Origin of the sequence: Halomonas sp. A020, from assembly GCF_027943625.1 — a bacterium.
In the GTDB taxonomy this organism is placed as follows: Bacteria; Pseudomonadota; Gammaproteobacteria; order Pseudomonadales; family Halomonadaceae; genus Vreelandella; species Vreelandella piezotolerans.
On record NZ_AP022850.1, the window covers coordinates 3021666 to 3038136 of the forward strand.

At 56.1% G+C, this 16471-nt stretch carries 10 protein-coding genes and 2 rRNA genes; 7 read left to right on the plus strand and 5 right to left on the minus strand.

The genetic code is table 11. From position 1 onward, the window contains the following. Positions 1-95 precede the first annotated feature (95 nt). Both FRH_RS14075 and rrf read left to right on the plus strand, forming a co-directional pair. A 23S ribosomal RNA gene (locus FRH_RS14075) occupies positions 96-2985 on the plus strand. Positions 2986-3140: 155 nt separating this feature from the next. Further along, a 5S ribosomal RNA gene (gene rrf, locus FRH_RS14080) occupies positions 3141-3256 on the plus strand. A 273-nt stretch (positions 3257-3529) separates the two neighbouring features. On the opposite strand, the gene guaD is transcribed toward rrf, so the two are convergent. Genes guaD through xdhA form a run of 4 tightly spaced genes read right to left on the minus strand, consistent with a single transcriptional unit; the run spans position 3530 to position 9566 of the window. Beyond that, a complete protein-coding gene (guaD, locus tag FRH_RS14085; RefSeq protein ID WP_139528546.1) occupies positions 3530-4840 on the minus strand; it encodes a guanine deaminase in 1311 nt (436 codons plus the stop codon). Between the two features lies 1 nt (position 4841). Next, entirely contained in the window at positions 4842-5711 is an 870-nt protein-coding gene (gene xdhC / locus FRH_RS14090; RefSeq protein WP_139528545.1) for a xanthine dehydrogenase accessory protein XdhC, read from the minus strand. Continuing rightward, a complete protein-coding gene (xdhB, locus tag FRH_RS14095; RefSeq protein WP_139528544.1) occupies positions 5708-8131 on the minus strand; it encodes a xanthine dehydrogenase molybdopterin binding subunit in 2424 nt (807 codons plus the stop codon). The genes xdhC and xdhB overlap by 4 nt, the downstream gene beginning before the upstream one ends. Beyond that, the gene (xdhA, locus tag FRH_RS14100; protein ID WP_139528543.1) at positions 8115-9566 is read right to left on the minus strand and encodes a xanthine dehydrogenase small subunit; all 1452 of its coding nucleotides are present in this window, start codon (positions 9564-9566) and stop codon (positions 8115-8117) included. Before xdhA ends, xdhB begins: the two co-directional genes overlap by 17 nt. A 201-nt stretch (positions 9567-9767) precedes the next feature. On the opposite strand from xdhA, the gene FRH_RS14105 reads away from it, so the two are divergent. After that, positions 9768-10418 (plus strand): TetR family transcriptional regulator C-terminal domain-containing protein, encoded by a 651-nt coding sequence (locus FRH_RS14105; RefSeq protein WP_139528542.1) that lies wholly within the window; start codon positions 9768-9770, stop codon positions 10416-10418. A 3-nt stretch (positions 10419-10421) separates the two neighbouring features. After that, a complete protein-coding gene (gene hrpB, locus FRH_RS14110; RefSeq protein WP_139528541.1) occupies positions 10422-12866 on the plus strand; it encodes an ATP-dependent helicase HrpB in 2445 nt (814 codons plus the stop codon). A gap of 14 nt (positions 12867-12880) precedes the next feature. Here hrpB and FRH_RS14115 read toward each other — a convergent pair whose 3' ends face one another. Beyond that, the gene (locus FRH_RS14115) at positions 12881-13105 is read right to left on the minus strand and encodes a hypothetical protein (RefSeq protein ID WP_139528540.1); all 225 of its coding nucleotides are present in this window, start codon (positions 13103-13105) and stop codon (positions 12881-12883) included. A 239-nt stretch (positions 13106-13344) separates the two neighbouring features. Here FRH_RS14115 and FRH_RS14120 point away from each other — a divergent pair, with 239 nt between their 5' ends. From FRH_RS14120 to ctaD, 3 genes are all read left to right on the plus strand, one after another. Beyond that, complete coding sequence (locus tag FRH_RS14120) at positions 13345-13518, plus strand: DUF2970 domain-containing protein (RefSeq protein ID WP_139528539.1); 174 nt, start codon at positions 13345-13347, stop codon at positions 13516-13518. Positions 13519-13643: 125 nt separating this feature from the next. Further along, a complete protein-coding gene (coxB, locus tag FRH_RS14125; RefSeq protein WP_139528538.1) occupies positions 13644-14759 on the plus strand; it encodes a cytochrome c oxidase subunit II in 1116 nt (371 codons plus the stop codon). Positions 14760-14813: 54 nt separating this feature from the next. Continuing rightward, positions 14814-16463 (plus strand): cytochrome c oxidase subunit I, encoded by a 1650-nt coding sequence (gene ctaD, locus FRH_RS14130; RefSeq protein WP_218013995.1) that lies wholly within the window; start codon positions 14814-14816, stop codon positions 16461-16463. Positions 16464-16471 lie beyond the last annotated feature (8 nt).

The following is a 16471-nucleotide window of genomic DNA, read 5'->3' on the forward strand; positions in this document are numbered from 1 at the left end:
TTTTATAACGTTCATACGTAATTGTTAAGTGATACGTCTCAAGCGTATCCGGCAATCGTTATCATTGCGAGACACCAGACCCCTTCGGGTTATAGGGTCAAGCAATGAAGCGCACACGGTGGATGCCTAGGCAGCCAGAGGCGATGAAAGACGTGGTAGCCTGCGATAAGGTTCGGTGAGGTGGCAAACGACCTGCGACCCGGACATCTCTGAATGGGGAAACCCACTCATCACAAGATGAGTATCTTGCGCTGAATCCATAGGCGTAAGAGGCGAACCAGGGGAACTGAAACATCTAAGTACCCTGAGGAAAAGAAATCAACCGAGATTCCCCTAGTAGCGGCGAGCGAACGGGGACCAGCCCTTAAGCGTGTGAAAGATTAGGCGAACAGACTGGGAAGTCTGGCCATAGCGGGTGATAGCCCCGTAGTCGAAAATCTGATCACGTGAAATCGAGTAGGTCGGGGCACGTGAAACCTTGACTGAAGACGGGGGGACCATCCTCCAAGGCTAAATACTCCTGGCTGACCGATAGTGAACCAGTACCGTGAGGGAAAGGCGAAAAGAACCCCGGAGAGGGGAGTGAAATAGATCCTGAAACCGTGTGCGTACAAGCAGTGGGAGCAGACTCGTTCTGTGACCGCGTACCTTTTGTATAATGGGTCAGCGACTTATATTCAGTGGCGAGCTTAACCGAATAGGGGAGGCGTAGGGAAACCGAGTCTTAACTGGGCGACCAGTCGCTGGATATAGACCCGAAACCGGGCGATCTATCCATGAGCAGGTTGAAGGTTGAGTAACATCAACTGGAGGACCGAACCAGGATCTGTTGAAAAAGATTTGGATGACTTGTGGATCGGAGTGAAAGGCTAATCAAGCCCGGAGATAGCTGGTTCTCCTCGAAAGCTATTTAGGTAGCGCCTCACGTATCACCGCCGGGGGTAGAGCACTGTTTCGGCTAGGGGGTCATCCCGACTTACCAACCCGAGGCAAACTCCGAATACCGGTGAGTGCGAGCGTGGGAGACACACGGCGGGTGCTAACGTCCGTCGTGAAAAGGGAAACAACCCAGACCGTCAGCTAAGGTCCCCAAATCCTGGTTAAGTGGGAAACGATGTGGGAAGGCTCAGACAGCTAGGAGGTTGGCTTAGAAGCAGCCATCCTTTAAAGAAAGCGTAATAGCTCACTAGTCGAGTCGGCCTGCGCGGAAGATGTAACGGGGCTAAACCAGGTACCGAAGCTACGGGTTCACACTATGTGTGAGCGGTAGAGGAGCGTCGTGTAAGCCGATGAAGGTGTGTTGAGAAGCATGCTGGAGGTATCACGAGTGCGAATGCTGACATGAGTAACGATAAAGGGAGTGAAAAACTCCCTCGCCGGAAGACCAAGGGTTTCTGTTCGACGCTAATCGGAGCAGAGTGAGTCGGCCCCTAAGGCGAGGCCGAAAGGCGTAGTCGATGGGAAACGGGTCAATATTCCCGTACCGGACATGATTGCGATGGGGGGACGGAGAAGGCTAGGTGAGCCAGGCGTTGGTTGTCCTGGTGAAAGTGAGTAGGCTGAGCGCTTAGGTAAATCCGGGTGCTCAAGGCCGAGACACGAAACGAAGACACTACGGTGTCGAAGTCATTGATGCCACGCTTCCAGGAAAAGCCTCTAAGCTTCAGATCATGTGCGACCGTACCCCAAACCGACACAGGTGGTCAGGGTGAGAATCCCAAGGCGCTTGAGAGAACTCGGGTGAAGGAACTAGGCAAAATGGTGCCGTAACTTCGGGAGAAGGCACGCCGGCGTAGGGTGAGAGGACTTGCTCCTTCAGCCCGAACCGGTCGAAGATACCAGGTGGCTGCAACTGTTTAGTAAAAACACAGCACTCTGCTAACGCGCAAGCGGACGTATAGGGTGTGACGCCTGCCCGGTGCCGGAAGGTTAAGTGATGGTGTTAGGCCTCGGCCGACGCTCTTGATCGAAGCCCCGGTAAACGGCGGCCGTAACTATAACGGTCCTAAGGTAGCGAAATTCCTTGTCGGGTAAGTTCCGACCTGCACGAATGGCGTAATGATGGCCACGCTGTCTCCACCCGAGACTCAGTGAAATTGAAATCGCCGTGAAGATGCGGTGTACCCGCGGCTAGACGGAAAGACCCCGTGAACCTTTACTATAGCTTCACACTGGACGCTGATGTTGCCTGTGTAGGATAGCTGGGAGGCTTTGAAACCCGGACGCCAGTTCGGGTGGAGCCAACCTTGAAATACCAGCCTGGCATCATTGGCGTTCTCACTCAGGTCCGTGATCCGGATCGAGGACAGTGTGTGGTGGGTAGTTTGACTGGGGCGGTCTCCTCCCAAAGCGTAACGGAGGAGCACGAAGGTACCCTCAGCACGGTCGGACATCGTGCAATGAGTGCAAGAGCATAAGGGTGCTTGACTGCGAGACAGACACGTCGAGCAGGTGCGAAAGCAGGTTCTAGTGATCCGGTGGTTCTGTATGGAAGGGCCATCGCTCAACGGATAAAAGGTACTCCGGGGATAACAGGCTGATACCGCCCAAGAGTTCACATCGACGGCGGTGTTTGCCACCTCGATGTCGGCTCATCACATCCTGGGGCTGAAGTCGGTCCCAAGGGTATGGCTGTTCGCCATTTAAAGTGGTACGCGAGCTGGGTTTAGAACGTCGTGAGACAGTTCGGTCCCTATCTGCCGTGGGCGTTGGATGTTTGAGAAGAGCTGCTCCTAGTACGAGAGGACCGGAGTGGACGACCCTCTGGTGTTCCGGTTGTCACGCCAGTGGCATTGCCGGGTAGCTATGGTCGGACGGGATAACCGCTGAAAGCATCTAAGCGGGAAGCCCCCTTCAAGATGAGACATCCCCGAGGCCTCGAGCCTCCTAAAGGGCCCAGCGAGACCAGCTGGTGGATAGGCACGGTGTGGAAGCGCTGCAAGGCGTTGAGCTAACGTGTACTAATGGCCCGTGAGGCTTGACCCTATAACACCCAAGGGGTCTGGTCGCCGTGATAACGACCGAGTGGACAGCCACTCGAAAAACCGGATACGCATCCGCCCGCCAAGACGCTGGCGGACAAGAGACGATCACTTACCGCGTCAACGACGCCGTCAGCATGATATGCATGACCCGTTACGCCTGACGACCATAGCACGCGTGAACCACCTGATCCCATGCCGAACTCAGAAGTGAAACCGCTTAGCGCCGATGGTAGTGTGGGGTCTCCCCATGCGAGAGTAGGTCATCGTCAGGCACTTATTTAGAAACCCCGGCCATCTGGTCGGGGTTTTGCTTTTTAGGGGTCTCCCCCTGAAGAGTAGCGGAGCGCCGCCCGGGTCATCGTCAGGCACTTATATCGCAAAGAACCCAGCCAAACGGCTGGGTTTTTTGTTGCGCGCTCGATAAGCCCCGTACACACCGTGTGCGGGGCTTTTTGCCGTTTGGGCCATAACCGGTCTGCGCTGCCGTGGAAGTGACAAAAGCCGCTGATGAGAAGCGGCTTGTCTAGCGAGCGTCGATTTCGCAATCAATCCCGGCGATGCTGGCAAACGCCGCCTGCCCAGGTTTCATAGATGGCGCGATCATCGGCCAGCATCATGAGGGCGAAGAGGCGCTCGCCCAGCGTGGTGCAGTGCTGAATGCGGCGCTCAAGAAGCGACGTGGCATGTGGGTCGATGACGACGAAATCGGCTTCGTAGGAGGGGGCAAGTTGCCCAATGTGATGATCCAGTGACAGCGCTTTGGCGTTACCGTGGGTCAAGCCGTAAAAACCTTGCCATGCCGTCAGCGGTTGGCCGCGCAGTTGGCCCACCTGGTAAGCGCTTTTCAACGTTCCGAAACCCGAAAGATCGGTACCGGCACCAATATCGCTGGCGTAGGTAAAGGACATACCTGTTTCTTTTGCAGCGTCTCGATCGAAAAGTCCACTACCCAGAAATAGATTAGAACTTGGGCAGAACGCAATGTTGGCGCCTCGTTCGGCTAGACGTTGACGCATGCCGTTGTCGAGATGAATACCGTGAGCAAAGGTGCTGCGAGGGCCTACGAGGCCAGCGTCCTCGTACACCGCTAGATAATCTCGACTGCCCGGGAAAAGTTCGGCCACCCAGTCGAGTTCGCCGCTATTTTCGGCAAGGTGCGTTTGCAGCCATAGCGATGGGTCGTTGCGTAGCAGGGCACCCGCCGCATCCATTTGAGCCTTCGTCGACGTGGGCGCAAAGCGAGGCGTTACACTGTAACCTAGCCGCTGTTGGCCGTGCCAATCCTCGATCAAACGCTCCGTATCGGCAATGCCCGTTGCACCGTCCATTAATGCGTCGGGCGCATTGCGATCCATCAAGACTTTTCCAACGAGCATGCGTAACTGGCGCTTCTGGCAAGCACTAAAGAAGGCATCGACCGATCCTGGGTGGCTAGAGCCGAATACTTGAGCCGTCGTCGTGCCGGCTCTTAGCATCTCGTCTAGAAAGGCATTGGACAGCGCTTGTGCATGGGCATGGTTGGCAAAGCGGCACTCCTCAGGAAAGGTATAGTCATTCAGCCAGTCCAAAAGCTGGCGGCCATACGACGCCATGATATCGAGCTGAACATAGTGTACGTGGGTGTCGATAAAACCGGGCAGGATCAATTTGCCGCGATAGTCGAGGATCTGGCTGTGCAGCGGAAGTTGATCGACGAGATCGGCGTAGTGGCCAACCGCCTGGATATGGCCCTCTCGAAGCCACAGGACACCATCGTTGTAATGCTCGAGGCTGCCAGGTGTCGGCAGGTCATCGTCCCCTGGGTCACGAGCAAAGCTCACCAGCTCTGCACGAATCAACGTATCGGTAGAAGTCATATTAGCTCGAGGATGTCGCCGTATCGTTAAATAGAAAGCGCAGAACAGCGGGCTCAAGCCCGCGTGTTTGTCGATCAATGGGTTTGTCAGTTAGTGATAAAAGCTCGGTGACGACGGTCATGGCAATCGCATAGGGCGTTTTGTTGCTAAGTTTGTTGCCGTGGATCGCGCCAATAGGGCAGCGTACGCGCTGAATCTCGTTGGGTTGAAAGCCATCACGCGATAAGCGTCGTTGGAAGCTTACCCATTTACTGTCTGAACCGATTAGCCCAATGGTGGTTATGTCCGGGCGTTTGAGTAGTGCTGCAATCAGGGCGTAATCTTCATCGTGGCTGTGAGTCATCACAAGAGCGTGGCATGCGGCAGGGAGGGCCATGATGCAAGAAGTCACGTTTTGCAATAGATGACAGCTCAATCGCGGCTGTTCGTCTGCGCAGTTGCGGAAACTGTCGCTGCGGCTATCGTACCAATCGATATGCCAAGGAAGAGGGGCGCTCAGTTTGACGATTTCATGGCCGACATGACCAGCGCCAAATAGCGCGAGGCGTGGGGAAGCGCCTGGGAATACCTCGAGTAGCACGTTGACGAAGCCACCGCAGCACTGACCGCTACGACCGCCTAGGGAAAAAGCCTCGAGATGAAACCCAGCGTCTCCTTGTCGCAGTAAACCTCTGGCAGCGCTAATGGTTTGCCACTCGAAGGTGCCACCCCCCAGCGTGTCGAAAAGAGCATCATCGGTAATCACCATGCGAGCTCCCGGCTCGCGGGGGGTCGAACCTGCACACGTCACTTGGGTCGCGAGGACATGCGGCGTACCGCTTTGCTGTAAACGATGAAGCGCAGCATGCCAAGTGTCAGGGGGCGTGGTCATAACGCTTTTTTCCTAATCGCATGGGCTGCAAGCATGACTCTTTCCGGCGTGGCGGGGGTGTCTAAGTGAGGGGATGTACGATAGTCCGTCAGGCTCGACAGTGCGTCTCTTAGCGCCGACCACACGCAAATACCCAGCATGAAAGGGGGTTCGCCCACGGCTTTGGAGCGGTATAGGCTTGCCATGGAGTTAGGGTGCCCCTCCATGAGCTCGACATTGAAGACGCGGGGTAGGTCACCGTAAGTAGGGATTTTATAGGTCGCCGGTCCGTCGCTCATCAGCACACCTTTATCGCTCCATTTGAGCTCTTCGCTGGTCAACCAGCCCATTCCCTGAATGAAGCCTCCTTCGATTTGGCCGATATCGATGGCTGGGTTGAGTGAGTTGCCGACATCGTGGAGGATGTCCACTCGGTCGACGAGATATTCACCGCTTAGAGTGTCGACACTCACTTCGGCGACCGCTGCTCCAAAGGCATAGTAGTAGAAGGGACGACCTTGCCCCGTCGCTCGGTTGTAGTGAATCAAAGGGGTTGCATAGAAGCCTTTTTCCGACAGCGAGACGCGGTTCAAATATGCCGTTTGGATGAGCTCTCCCCACGGGATGCGCCGTTCGCTCTCTCCGCTGCCTGCGACCAGCATGCCATTTTCCAGTCGCATGCCCTCGCGATCTAGCCCCTCCTCGAAATGTCCAGCGGCAAAATCGAACAGCCGCTCACGAAGTTTACCGGCGGCATCTCTGGCCGCCATGCCGTTGAGATCGGCACCGCTAGAGGCGGCGGTGGGCGACGTGTTGGGGACTTTGTCAGTGCGCGTTGCGCTGATGCGGACGCTGTCTAGATCCAGTCCTAGTTCACGGGCAACCACCTGGCAAATTTTCGTGTGCAGCCCCTGGCCCATTTCCGTACCGCCATGGTTGATCATGATGCTGCCGTCGGTATAAACATGGAGCAGAGCACCCGCCTGATTGAGGTGCTGAGCGGTGAATGAAATCCCGAATTTAACCGGCGTCAGCGCTAGCCCTTTTTTGATGACGGGGCTTGTCGCGTTGAAGTCACGTACCTGTTGGCGTCGCGACCAGTAATCGCTACTGGCTTCCAGCGTATCGACGAGCGTATGCAGCAGTTGCTTTTGATCCACCTGCTGACCGTAATGCGTTGTGTCTCGACCCTCGCGATAGAAATTGCGCTTACGAATGGTGAGCGGGTCTTCGCCGACGTGACGGGCAATGTCATCCATCGCCGCTTCAATGATCATCATGCCCTGTGGACCACCAAAGCCACGGAAGGCGGTATTGGACGCCGTGTGGGTTTTGGCACGGTGGCCGGTAACGCGGGCATCACCCAGTGAGTAAGCGTTGTCCGCGTGGAACATGGCACGATCCACGATAGCGTCCGAGAGGTCAGGTGAGTAGCCGCAGTCGCCGATGACGGTGATATCGCCACCTTGAATCACGCCGCGAGCGTCGATCGCCAATCGGTATCGATTATGAAAAGGATGGCGCTTGCCCGTGATTCGCATATCGACACTTCGTGGTAGACGCAGCCGCGTAGCTCTGCCCGTACGGCGCGCAATGATCGCAGCGATGCATGCCCAGGGCGATGCTTGCGTCTCTTTGCCCCCAAACCCGCCGCCCATGCGGCGTACCTCCACCGTCACTGCATGGAAAGGGATACCTAGCACCTCGGCAACCAGCTTTTGCGTTTCGCTGGGGTGCTGGTTCGAGGTATGCACCATGACGCCTTCGTCCTCGGTGGGGATCACCACACAGGCCTGGCCCTCGAGATAAAAGTGCTCCTGTCCTCCGATGAACAGGTCGCCGTCGACCACCTGCTCGGCACCTTCTAGTGTTGCTTCCCAGTCCCCACATTCTTGTACGTGGGTAGGGCGAACGACCTCTTGCCGTTCGGAGGAGGCGACTGGATCGAGACTGGCTGGCTGCTCATCGAACTGCATCGAGGCCAATGTGACTGCTTGACGAGCGGCCTGATGAGACGTCGCCGCTACGGCAAAAAGACACTGTCCGGCATAGCTGATGTCGTGATCAACGAAAATCGGGTCGCCGGGAAACACGGGGCCAATGTCGGTATGGCCAGGAACATCGTGAAAGGTAATCACATCGACCACGCCAGGCGCCTGACGTACAGCGTCCAGCTCCAACGATACGAGCTTGCCGTGAGCGATGGGCGATAGTCCCAGCGCTATATGGAGCGCATCCTGGGGCGTCTTGAGATCGTCAATGTAGGTCGCTTTGCCGGTCACATGTTTTTCGGCACTCTCGTGAAAGCTGGAGGCACCGGCTTGCCGCTGCCCGTGACTGTCGACCGTATGGCGGGCCAGTGGACCAGAGCCCTGGATGTGATCGCGTAATTCGCGACGAGCACGGCGACTATCGCCATCGAGCTTAGTGAGCGTACGCATCGAGCATCACCTCCTGTGTCGGTGCCGAGAGCGAGAGATAAAGCCGCTCCATGAGGTTAGCAGCGGCTTGCTGTCGATAGTGTCGACCGCCGCGTACGTCGCTCATCGGCTGAAAGTCATCGGCGAGTGCTTGCTGAGCAGCTTGGAAGGACTCTTGCGATACGGGGGTGTTCGTCAAAGCGGCTTCTGCTTGCAAGGCGCGCTTGGGTACGGCAGCCATGCCGCCAAAGGCGACGCGCACATCGCTCAAAACACCGTCACTCAGGCGATAGTGAAAGGCGCCTAACACGGCCGAAATATCGTCCTCACGGCGTTTAGAGAGTTTCCACACTTTCAGGTCGCAACCTTCGGCCAAGCGAGGGAGGAATATTCGGCTAATGATTTCATCGTCAGCGAGCGCCGTTTTTTTATAGTCCAAGAAGAAATCGCTCAGAGGGAGTAGGCGGCGACCGCCCTGATGGACAAGCTCTATCGAGGCGTTCAGCGCTAACAGCACCGGTGGTGTATCGCCAATGGGCGAGGCATTGGCGATATTGCCGCCTAGCGTGCCTCGATTGCGCACCTGTTGAGAACCAAGTCGCTGTAGCAGATGAGCAAACGCCGGGAAGTGCGCTTCGAATAGCGGCTCTAACTGGGAATAGGTAACGCCTGCGCCTATCCACCAACCGGGCTGCTCTGCCAGTGTGGCTTCCTCGATGTGGTGAAGCGATTCGACGCGTGTGACATCGATTAATTGATTCAGCGTAGCAAGTCGCTGAGTGTTTTCGAGCCATAGATCGGTAGCGCCTGCGACCAAGCGCGCCGAGGGATAACGGCGGCGAAGAGCGGTCAGCTCTTTAAGCGTGGTGGGCTGCGCAAAGAAGCGGGAGACGGTCTCTTCCAGGCAGGTGGGCGTCAGTGCTGACGGACATGGCTGAGTGGCGTCGAACCACTGCGGCGTCTGCCACTCGTAGGACGACATGCTGAGGGCAGCATCCCGAATAGGGCGATAACCGGTGCAGCGACATAGGTTGCCCCCCAACGAGGCTTCCAGTCGCTCCGGACTTAAAGGCGCCGGTCGCTGCTGTTGTTGGGCGTGAAGTGTGAAGAGTGACATGACAATACCAGGCGTACAGAAGCCACATTGACTTCCATGGCACTCGACCATCGCGCGTTGCGCCGGGTGAAGCTGTCCATTGACCGATAAGCCTTCTACCGTCACTAGGTGCTGACCCTGTAATTGATGGGCAGGTGTAATACAGGCATTGAGACTGGCAAACTCAGAGGCTGTAGGGCCTTTCATCGCCACGGTGCAGGCGCCGCAGTCTCCCGAAGCGCAACCCTCTTTCGTACCCGTCATGCCCAAATGATCGCGCAACAACGTTAGAATGCTGGTGTCAGGGGGCACCTGACACTGGGTCGGGGTGCCATTGAGCAAAAACTCAATTGTCGCCATGCCAAACTCCGTTATGATTGTTCTGACCGATTGGTCAATATCGTTGAGCTTGGGACAAAACGGCGCACCTTGCAAGACTTTGTTAAACACGATGTGTCACGCACTTTTAAAGTGCATTTTACTGAAAGTGCACGGTAATGTGGCGTGCTGCCCAGTACCGCTGACCCGTTCGCTAGCGAGCGATCATAAGGAGCCTACTGAATGTCGGTCGATACCGCGAATCCAGAAAACGCCAGCAGAGAACGTATCGAACAGACCATCTTGAGCGCGGCTGAACAGGTGTTTTCGCAGCATGGTTATCGGGGGGCGAGTCTTCAAGCGATTGCCGATCTTGCCGGGCTGCCCAAAGCTAACGTTCTCTATTACATGGGGAGCAAGCAAGCACTCTATGTACGTCTATTGAACCGAATGATGACGCGATGGAACGCGGTGCTAGAAGATATCCATGAAGACAGCGATCCTGCCCAAGTACTCCGCGACTTCATACGCACCAAAATGGCGCTGGGGCAGCGCTATCCAGAGGGGTCAAAACTGTTCGCAGCGGAAATTCTGGCGGGGGCACCGTTTTTGAAGGAGTACCTCTCCGGTGAGCTCAAAGCGTGGGTCGCTTCCCGTGCCGCCATCATGCGCGCGTGGTCGCGGCAGGGCAAGATGGATGATGTGGACCCACGCTGGCTGATTTTTTTGATTTGGTCAGCCACCCAGCACTACACGGAATACAGTGCTCAGGTATCCGGTATTCTTGGCGAGGAATCCCTTGGCGAGGCGGATCTGTTGTCCATTTGCCAATTCTTGGAGCACGTCATTCTCAAGGGGTGCGGTATTGCACCCTCTGACGCGCTGACCCAATGACCCATGAGTACATCGCTTCCTATTGAGCAGCATCTGAATCAAATTCGTTCCGTGCTGGCGAGCCAAAACCGTCTGATACTCGTAGCGCAGCCAGGAGCCGGTAAAACCACGCGCGTACCGCTAACGCTGCTGTCGTGTGCGTGGGCGCAGGGGCAGAAACTGCTACTGCTGGAGCCGCGTCGGGTTGCCGCCAAACTCGCCGCCACCTTCATGGCGGCCCAGCTCAATGAGCAAGTGGGTGAGACCGTTGGGTATCGGATGCGGGGCGACAGCCAAACTGGCCGTAAAACCCGGCTGGAGGTGGTCACGCAGGGCGTGCTTATTCGTATGCTGCAGGATGACCCGTTATTAGAGGGCGTAGCGGGAATCATTTTTGACGAGTTTCACGAGCGAAGCCTTGAGGCAGATTTAGGCCTCGCTCTGGCGCTCGATGTGCAAGAGAGCGTGCGTGACGACCTGCGTCTATTGGTAATGTCGGCCACCTTGGATGTGACAGCGCTCAAGCGAGTGTTAGGGAGTGATATAGCGGTCATCGAAAGCGAGGGGCGAGCCTTCCCCGTCGAGACCCACTATCGACCGCCGTTGGGGGAAGCTTCGCTGAGCGACACCGCGCTGCGAGTGCTTCATGAGGCCCTGATACGTCCAGAGAGCCAAGACGTTCTGATAATCTTACCCGGCGTAGCCGACATCGCTCAACTCGTTGACGCCGTGGAAGAGAGCCCTCTGGATGTCGAGGTGCACCCGCTGCATGGAAGGTTGCCTTTGGAGTTACAGCAGGCGGCCATGCGGCCACGTGCAGAGCGTCGGCGGGTGATCGTCTCGACCGCGATTGCCGAGTCCAGTGTGACGATCGACGGTGTCAACGTCGTGATCGATGCAGGATTCGAGCGGGTGCCTCTGTTCAATCCTAGTACGGGGCTGACCAAACTAACCACCCGTCGTGTCAACAAGGCGAGTGCCGATCAGCGTCGTGGGCGTGCCGGTCGCCAGCAGCCGGGCGTCTGCTATCGGCTTTGGGCTGCGGAACAGCCCCTGGTGGGCTATGCGGAACCGGAGATACTTCAGGCCGATTTATCCAACCTCGTGCTAGAAACCGCCCTATGGGGTGTCCATGAACCCAGAGCTTTGTCGTGGGTCACATCGCCTCCTGAGGGGGCGCTGAGATCGGCTCAGGCGCTTCTGGATCAGCTTCGCTTACGAGCGCCAGGCGGGGGATTGACGCAGCTCGGTCGGCAGAGTGCGGCGCTAGCCTTGGAGCCGCGTTTAGCCGCCATGCTAGTGGGGGCGAAAGCTTTGCAGGCGATACCTCTGGCCTGTGCACTGGCAGCATTGATGGAGGGCCGAGAGCGGGTGCAAGGGTCGCTGCGTGATGCGCTGACCCAGCGATTGCAAAAGCCTTCTGCTTTTTCGCAATGGCATCAGCAGACCCAGCGCCTAGCGAGGTCGATGGACGTCTCCATGCCTCGTGTCGTTGATCTAGGGGCGCTCAGCGCTCTGCTGTGTTTGGCATACCCAGACCGTGTCGCCCAGCGCATCGGCATTGGGCGCTTCAAACTGGCGAATGGCAAAACGGCAACGCTGCCTGAGCGTCATCCATTTGCCCAACACGACTGGCTAGTGGCGGTAGCGATCGAGAGTGCAACCAGTGAAGCCCGCATTTACGTCGCAGAACCCATCACGATAACCACTTTGGTCCAGCTCTATCCTGATACCGGACGTTGGGAAGAATGCGTGGGCTGGTCGGAGGAGCAGGGTAAGCTGGTCGGCGAGGCCGTACAGCGGCACGGCGAGCTGGTGTTAGCCGTTCGTCCGTTGCCCCAGCTGTCGGCAGAGGCGATGGAAAAAGCGCTCCTAGAGGCGCTCAAGCAACGCCCGCAGCTAGTGATAACGGAGGACGTTCGCCAATTGCAGGGGCGAATGGCGTTGCTCTCACGACTATGGCCGGAGCAGTGGCCCGATTGGTCGGAGGCGGTGCTAATGGGGACGTTGGAGACGTGGCTGGCGCCCTATGTCGCGGGGTTGACGCGCATGGCGCAGGTCGAAAGGTTGCCATTTCATAGCTGCCTCATGAATACACTGGCGTGGGAGCAACAGCAGCAATTGGAGCGCTTGGTGCCAAGCGTGATCACGGCGCCGAGCGGTCGCGCCATCAACGTGGATTACGCGCCGTGCCAAGTGGAGCAGGCGCCAGTATTGGCATTGAAGCTACAAGAGGCTTTTGGTTGGCAATCAACGCCTACCGTCGTCGATGGGCGTGTATCGATAATACTTCATTTGCTGTCGCCTGCGCGGCGCCCGCTTCAAGTGACTCAAGATTTAAAGAGCTTTTGGATCAATGGTTACCCTGAGGTACGCAAAGAGATGCGGGGTCGCTATCCCAAACACCCGTGGCCAGAAGATCCGCTAACGGCTCAAGCCACGGCGTCTACCAAACGACGGCACGAATGAGGGGCTAGGCAGATTCAGTCGTTATCGTCACTGTCTGCGTTAGGGAGTTCTCCCGGTTTACGATAGCGAACGCCGTCAGCACGAGGCTCTTCGTACCGGCGATTCTCATCTTCAGCGACGACGCCCAATACGGTTTCCTGAGAGCCGTCTGGCCATGTGTAAGTCGTGCATCCAGTGAGCAAAAGAGAGGAAAGCATGACGATGCAGACGCGCTGTGCGACGCCACGATGCTTGGGCATAGAAGACTCCATTGACAGTCCATTGCGGTAGCGACAAATGTTCGACAAGTGTGAATGGACCCACGTTTTGCCGCAAGCTTATTCATAGCAAAGTGCTGCTGTTATGACTGATCATGCGTGGCTGCTTGAATTTCGAGCCGCAGCAAGATGCTCAAAATTGCCTATCATCAACGGTAGGCGGGTGCTCTAACACAGCGGCCGAATGTAACGTGACATGCCTGAGCAATGAGGGAGTAGCTATGTGGTCAGTCATCAAGTCGGTGCTGGCAGCGCTGATCGGCGTTCAGAATGACCGTCAACGGCAGCACGATTTTTCGAATGGCAAGCCTGCTGCGTTCATTTTCACGGCGATCGTCGTCACGTTGTTGTTCGTTCTGGTGCTAGCGAGCATAGCAATGTTTGCCGCGGGGTGAATCGTTGAGAAACATCACGCTTGCAGTGCGTGACGAATGCCATTTGTTTTCTATACTCACAAGACATCACTTCATCCTGACCTAATAAACGGGATGGCGAGAACAACAATAAAAAGGAGGCTGCTATGCACCTACCGTGGCGATGGCTTCTCACCATGACCAGTGTCGCAAGTATCTCCCAGGCCCAGGCCAGCAGCTGGAACATGCCGGTCGGTGTCACCGATATTAGCCGCGATATTTTTGGCCTTCACATGACCATTTTTTGGGTGTGTGTGGTGATTGGCGTGATCGTTTTCGGTGTGATGTTTTACTCCTTGTTTCGCTATCGCCATGCCAAGGGCGCCAAAGCGGCAAGTTTTCATGAACATACCTCCGTAGAAGTGCTATGGACGGCCATCCCGATTTTGATATTGGTGGGTATGGCAGTGCCAGCAACGGCGACACTGAAGAACATGTATGATGCTTCCGAAGCCGACCTGGATATCATGATTACGGGGCAGCAGTGGCGCTGGCGCTACGAATATTTAGGTGAAGATATTGCATTCACCTCCAACCTTAGTACCAGTCGCGAGCAAATCCGTGGAGAGGCCGAGCGAGACGAGCATTACCTGCTTGATGTAGACGAGCCTCTCGTGCTTCCTATCAATCGTAAAGTCCGCTTTTTGATGACATCCGATGATGTCATCCACTCCTGGTGGGTGCCGGCGCTGGCCGTCAAACAGGATACGATCCCAGGCTTTATCAACGAAAACTGGGTGCAGATCAACGAGCCTGGCATATACCGCGGCCAGTGTGCCGAGCTATGTGGGGTGAATCATGGCTTCATGCCCATCGTGGTTCATGCCATGGAGGAAGCGGAGTACGAGACGTGGCTCGAAGAGCGTAAAGCGGCAGCCGAGCAGGAAGCCATGGGTATCGATCGTGAATGGGCACTCGATGAGTTGATGGCACGTGGCGAAACCGTTTATCAATCGATATGTTCCTCTTGCCATCAAAGTGAAGGTCAAGGGGCGCCTCCTGCCTTCCCGGCGCTGGCGGGCAACGATCAGCTGATCGACGACCTGGACTGGCATTTAGACCGAGTCATTAACGGTGTGTCGGGGGCGGCCATGCCCGCTTTTCGAAGTACGCTCAATCCAGTAGAGATAGCCGCTGTCGTCACGTTCACGCGGAATGCTTGGGGAAATGATACGGGGGATGCTGTTCAGCCTGCGACAGTGGCCGAACGTATTGCGCAATAAGTGAAGCGTTAAACACCATCTTCCAATACAACGATAAAGTACGCGGAGAGACTCATGGCGCCGAAACTTCCTCCACACAACCCCCTGCAACACAGCTCAACGGCCGTCGCGGGTGGCCAGTCGCATGAAGGCCATGCGCATCATACTCCGCCGAAAGGCCTATTAAGGTGGTTGCTGACTACCAATCATAAAGAGATTGGGTCGCTTTATCTGATTTTCTCGCTGACGATGTTTTTCGTGGGTGGCATTTTTGCGCTGGTGGTGAGAGCCGAGCTGTTTCAACCGGGATTGCAGCTGGTCGAGCCTGAGTTTTTCAATCAAATGACCACCATGCACGGTTTGATCATGGTGTTTGCAGCCGTGATGCCCGCTTTTACCGGATTGGCCAACTGGATGATACCGCTACAAATTGGCGCGCCCGACATGGCGCTTCCACGGCTCAATAACTTCAGCTTTTGGCTCTTGCCCGTTGCCTTTGCGCTGCTGCTTTCCACGTTATTGATGCCAGGCGGTGGCCCTAATTTCGGTTGGACGTTTTATGCTCCCTTATCGACGACTTATGCGCCTGCGTCCACGACGTTTTTTATTCTAGCGCTGCATATCGCGGGGATTAGTTCGATTTTAGGTGCGATCAACATCATCGCGACGATTCTCAATATGCGAGCCCCTGGCATGCGCATGATGGACATGCCGCTGTTCGTTTGGACATGGCTGATAACCGCTTTTCTGCTAATTGCGGTGATGCCGGTGTTGGCAGGGGTCATTACCATGATGTTGATGGACATCAATTTCGGTACCAGTTTCTTCGATGCCGCGGGCGGAGGAGACCCCGTACTATTTCAACATTTGTTCTGGTTCTTCGGACACCCCGAAGTCTACATCATGATATTACCAGCGTTTGGTATCGTGTCGGCCATCATTCCAACGTTTGCGCGTAAACCACTGTTTGGGTATGCCTCGATGGTGTACGCCACCGCAGCCATCGCCCTGCTATCTTTTTTAGTATGGGCGCATCATATGTTCATCGTAGGTCTACCGCTGACCGCTGAGCTGTTTTTCATGTACTCCACGATGCTCATTGCCGTGCCTACTGGGGTCAAGGTGTTTAACTGGGTGACCACGTTGTTTCGTGGCTCGATCAGTTTTGAACCACCTATGCTGTTTGCGCTGGCATTCGTCGTCCTGTTTACCATTGGCGGTTTTTCAGGACTGATGCTGGCCATTGCGCCAGCGGATTTTCAGTACCACGACACCTATTTTGTGGTTGCCCATTTTCATTACGTCCTCGTGCCTGGCGCTATTTTTGCCATCATGGCAGGCGTTTATTACTGGTTGCCAAAATGGACGGGCCACTATCCCAATGAGCGGTTGGCGCAATGCCATTTCTGGTGCTCCATCATTGGCGTCAACCTGACGTTTTTCCCCATGCACTTTGCCGGTTTGGCCGGTATGCCCAGACGTATTCCCGATTACGCCTTGCAGTTTGCAGATTTCAACTTGCTATCGAGCATCGGAGCGTTTTTCTTTGGGGCCTCTCAGCTGCTGTTCGTCTTGGTTATCGTGCTGTGCGTTCGAGGAGGGCAAAAAGCACCCGCGAAAGCTTGGGAGGGCGCGGTGGATCTAGAATGGAGCGTGCCAAGTCCTGCTCCGCTGCATACATTTGAAACGCCACCTGTCTTTCACCGTGCTCAAACCCACGAATAAGCGGTGAG